Source organism: Nitratidesulfovibrio liaohensis, from assembly GCF_011682075.1.
GTDB classification, from domain to species: Bacteria; Desulfobacterota; Desulfovibrionia; order Desulfovibrionales; family Desulfovibrionaceae; genus Cupidesulfovibrio; species Cupidesulfovibrio liaohensis.
The window spans coordinates 1-4,338 of sequence record NZ_VSMK01000218.1 but is presented as its reverse complement, the minus strand read 5'-3'; the positions used below and the strand labels follow the sequence as shown (position 1 = coordinate 4,338).

Genomic DNA, 4,338 nt, shown 5'->3' with positions numbered 1-4,338 from the left:
CCTGCCGCCGGGACGTGATTCGCCGGAGGCGGCGCCACCGGCGGTCTCGCCGTCGTCTTCGCGGGGCTGGCCGGGCCTGTCACCCCGGTCTCCATTGTCACCGCGGGCTTCACCATCACGCTCGCGCCGACCACGGCCACCACGGCGGCGGCGACGGCCGTTGCGATCGCCATCCGGCCTGCGCTCGTCGTCTTCATCGCCGGATTCGGCGTCGTTACCGGCATCAACTCCGACAGTGGGCTCGGCCTTGGCCGGGGCGGCATCGCCGTGTTCACGGCGTGGGTGCTCGTCTCGGGGACGATCTTCGCGCGGGCGGGGGGCACGGGTGGCACGCGACTCGGTGGCGTCCGCCCCCGTCGTCTCTGCGGCGGCTGCGCCCCCTTCGCCACGGGGCCGCATGGCGGAAGGTGCGCCAGCGGTATCAGCGGAAGCAGAGGCGTCTGCGGTGTCTGCCAAAGCAGGGGGTTCCGCTGCCGATTCCTGCCGGGGCGATACGCCGGATTGGGCGGTTTGCGCAGACTGCGCAGACGGGGCCAGACGGCCTATCTGTCCTATCTGGGCGCGGCGCGCGCGGATTTTGGCCTTGCGCGCACCCACGATGCCGAAGATGCCGGATTTGGCATCCTGGACGATGTCTATCTCGAGCTTCTCGCGAGGGGCGTCGAAGTAGGAGCAGGCCTCGCGAATGGCATCGTCGAGGCTTTTCCCCTGAAACTCCTTGTATCCATCCATGCTGTCACCTCGAAGTGGGAGGGAGGGGGGCGGAAGCTGCCTTGCGGACGGTTGGCCCGTCACGGGGTCATGCGCCCGTCATGCGAACGCGTGCCCTGCACATGGTCTCCCCTCCGCCCGCACGGGGCGGACGGAGGGGAAACGAAAGGGGCTTCCTATGCCTTGCGGAGCATCCACCACTGCTGCGCGATGGACAGCACGTTGTTGCACAGCCAGTACACCACGAGGCCCGACGGGAAGCTCAGGAACATGAAGGTGAACACCACGGGCATGAACATCATGATCTTGGCCTGGGTCGGGTCGCCGGGAGCGGGCGTCAGCTTCTGCTGCAACAGCATGGTGGCGCCCATGATGATGGGGGTGATGTAATAGGGGTCCTTGGCCGAAAGGTCGGCCAGCCAGACCATGTCGGTGAACGGCAGATGCGTGATGAACGAGGCGTGGCGCAGTTCGATGGCGTTCAGCAGCGCCTGGTACAGACCGAAGAAGACGGGAATCTGCACCACCATGGGCAGGCAGCCGCCCGCCGGGTTGACCTTGTAGGTCTTGTACAGGCGCATCATTTCTTCGTTCATCTTCTCGCGGTCGTCGCCGTGCTTTTCGCGCAGCTTCTGGAGCATGGGCTGAAGCTTCTTCATCTGCTCCATGGACTTGTAGCTCTTGTGCGAAAGCGGCCAGAACACCAGCTTGATGAGCACGGTAAGCAGGATGATGGCCACACCGTAGTTGCCCACATACTTGTCGAAGAACACCAGCAGGTCCACCAGCGGACGGGCGATGATGCTGAACCAGCCAAGGTTGATGGCCTCGGACAGCTGGTTGGGCGCTTCCTTCAGCAGCCCGCGTTCCTTGGGCCCGATCCAGTAGCTGCACGCGGCGGTGGTTTCGCCACCGGCGGGAATGGACACGTCGCCGCGTTCCATGGCCACGCGGTACACGCCTTCCTGCAGCTTGCCCTTCATGGTCACGCCGGTGGTGTCGGCCGGGGCCGCCGCCACCAGGAAGTAGTTGCTCATCACCGCGCCCCAGCTCAGGGTGCCGGTTTCAAGCACGCCCTTTTCGAGGTCGGAGGCGCTGGTCTTTTCGCTGAACGAACCGTCGTGCAGCCAGGCCACGCGGGTGTGGTCGTACTGGCCGCCGTTGGGCGACAGGTTGCCCGTGCCCACGGTAAAGCCCAGGCGCACGGTACGCGCGTCGGCCAGAGGGGCCAGGCGCACCTTTTCGGAAATCAGGTAGGTATCGGCGTTGAAGGTCAGTTCACGCACCACGCGCACGCCGTCCACCTCGCCGGTGAAGGTCAGCACGCCGGACTGCCCCGCGGCCAGCGACAGGTCGCCGCCGTCGAAGGACCACTGGCCTGTGCTCCACGAGGGCTGCCCGTTGATCAGCAGGCCCAGGGGCGACATGACCGTGGCGGCGGTGTCCACCAGGTCCACGGCCGGGGCACCGGCGGTGATGGCCGTCCGGTAGCGGGCAAGGCTGAAATGCTTCAGCACGCCGCCGCCGGAATGCAACACGGCCTTGTACAGCGGCGTGGTCACCGTCACCTCGCGCCCGGCGGACGGCAGGAAGACGGGGGTTTCGGCGCGGGGAGCAGGCGCGGCGGCCTGCGAGGCAGCCTGCGATGCCGCCTGCGGCGCGGCCTGTTCCTGCTGGGTCTGGGGAGCGGGCTGACCGTTCCAGCCCATGTGATCGGCAAGGTAGCTCCAGCCCACGAGGACCACGAAGCTCAAGGCGATGGCGATGATGGCGCGCTTACTTTCCATGGGAGATCGACAGCTCCTGTGCTGTTGCATGTCTGGCTGTTGCAGTGGCGGAAGCGCCGGGGGTGGCGCTTCCGGAATGCCGGGGCGGGGGCACGGGATCATACCCGCCTGCGCACCACGGGTGGCAACGCAGCAACCGCCGGCAGGCCAGCAGCAGGCCGCGCACGACACCGTGCGTCAGCACGGCCTCGGCGGCATAGGCGGAACAGGTCGGCACGTACCGGCAGGCGGGCGGAAAGCAGGGCGAGATGAAGCGCTGGTAGCAGCGGATGGGCCACACGACCAGTTCGCGCGGTAAGGTGCTCATTGCGCTCCGGTTTCCGCCTCGCGGGCCGAGTTCGGCCGGACCTCGTCGGTGGGGTCGATGCCTGATGGGGCCGTGCGCGGCGTGGCCGCTTCTGGTCCGGAGGGCACCGGTCCGGAACCATCCGCCACGGCTGCCTCCGGCCTGGGGGCGCCGGTGCGGTCGTCCGCGCCGCTGTGGGCGCGAAGTTCCGGCAGCAGGGGCAGGAGTTCCTGAATGACGAGGGCGAGTGTGACCCGCTCGGGCTTGAGGTGGCGCTTGGGCACCACGATGACGTCCACGTCATCGGGCATCAAGGCGCGGTGGAGTCGGAAAAACTCGCGCAGCACCCGCTTGACGCGGTTACGCCGCACGGCCGACCCCGTCTTCCTGGTAACGGCCAGCCCCAGGCGCCACCCTTCCGGGCTGGCCGTGCGGTCCAGGTCGAATAGGACGAACAGGACGAAATGCTTGGTAAAGAGACGGCGTCCCTTGTCGTAGCAGACCGTATAGTCGGACCTGCGGACAAGCCGGTTTTGCCGGGGGAAGACTAGAGAGCTAATCTCTTGCGCCCCTTGGCGCGACGACGACGAATGACGGCGCGGCCGTTGGCGGTGCTCATGCGGACGCGGAAGCCGCAGGTACGCTTGCGGCGGATCTTGCTGGGCTGGTAGGTTCTCTTCGACATGGAATTTCTCCTTCAAAAAATATGAACGGACCTGTTTACCCGGTATGCAGCCCCGCGTCAAGCGCAGGCTGCCGTTGCGGGCACGGGGCCGCATGCGGCCAAGGGATGCCGGATCGGAACGGCTGTTCGGACCAGACAGGAACAGGCCGAGCCGAACCGGGTAGGACCGGGTCAGGCAAGACCCGCTTCCGGCACCGCAGACATAGGCCCTTCGAGCTTGGAATTCAAGTGAAATCGACGTGGCGTCCGTCCCGACGGACGGTGCCCCGCCCTTTCCCGCTCGCCTCCCCGCCCTTCGACCCCATGGGACGGGGCAGCGAACCGCGCGAAAGACCCGGCGGCGCACCTGAAAGAGGGCGCCGCCGGGCCTTCGTGAACATTCCGGACGTTCCGTCGCAAATCCCCGCCGTCCGCGACAGGGCACCTGAAGAATCCTGCCCCGACCGGGGCGTGTGGACAGGGCCGGACAAGAGCCGCCTAGACGGCCGACTTGGTGGATTCCTTTGCCGGCGGCGTGGGGGTTGCCTTGGACGCCGGTTTCGCCACCGGCTTGCCGTCAGCCTTCTTGGCCGGGGTCTTGGCGGGCTGCTTCTGGGCGCTGGGCTTCTTGGCCGCCTGCTTTTTGACCGGGGCAGCCTTTTTGGCCACGGGCTTGCCCGCCGTGGCGGAAGACTTGGACCCGATGGGCGGAAAATCCTTGAGCAACGGCATGGCTGCCGGGTCCGTGGGCGCCCCCGAAGCCGAAGAAGGCACGGCCACCGGCGTGGGGTAAACCGGGCGACCGCCCGATTGTCCCGATGTGGTCGGCGTGATGGCCGCACCAGTCGCGGCGGGCACCGCTGCCGCCGCCTGCGGCGCCATGGCCACCG

Annotated in this window: 5 protein-coding genes and 1 pseudogene; all 6 read right to left on the bottom strand. The window is 67.3% G+C overall.

Annotated elements, in window-relative coordinates; all coding sequences use genetic code 11:
• Positions 1-732 (bottom strand): Jag N-terminal domain-containing protein (locus FVW27_RS20915; protein ID WP_243838302.1); only part of this gene is annotated, 732 nt, incomplete at its 3' end.
• Between the two features lie 155 nt (positions 733-887).
• Positions 888-2,498: a membrane protein insertase YidC gene (gene yidC / locus FVW27_RS08435; RefSeq protein ID WP_167124294.1), complete on the bottom strand. Its 1,611-nt coding sequence runs from the start codon at positions 2,496-2,498 to the stop codon at positions 888-890.
• Entirely contained in the window at positions 2,488-2,805 is a 318-nt protein-coding gene (yidD, locus tag FVW27_RS08430; RefSeq protein WP_167124292.1) for a membrane protein insertion efficiency factor YidD, read from the bottom strand. Before yidD ends, yidC begins: the two co-directional genes overlap by 11 nt.
• Positions 2,802-3,344, bottom strand: a complete 543-nt coding sequence (gene rnpA, locus FVW27_RS08425; RefSeq protein WP_167124296.1) for a ribonuclease P protein component — start codon at positions 3,342-3,344, stop codon at positions 2,802-2,804. Before rnpA ends, yidD begins: the two co-directional genes overlap by 4 nt.
• The gene (gene rpmH, locus FVW27_RS08420; protein WP_007522780.1) at positions 3,332-3,469 is read right to left on the bottom strand and encodes a 50S ribosomal protein L34; all 138 of its coding nucleotides are present in this window, start codon (positions 3,467-3,469) and stop codon (positions 3,332-3,334) included. Before rpmH ends, rnpA begins: the two co-directional genes overlap by 13 nt.
• A gap of 477 nt (positions 3,470-3,946) precedes the next feature.
• Positions 3,947-4,338: pseudogene (locus FVW27_RS08415) on the bottom strand (FlgO family outer membrane protein); the annotation flags it as partial.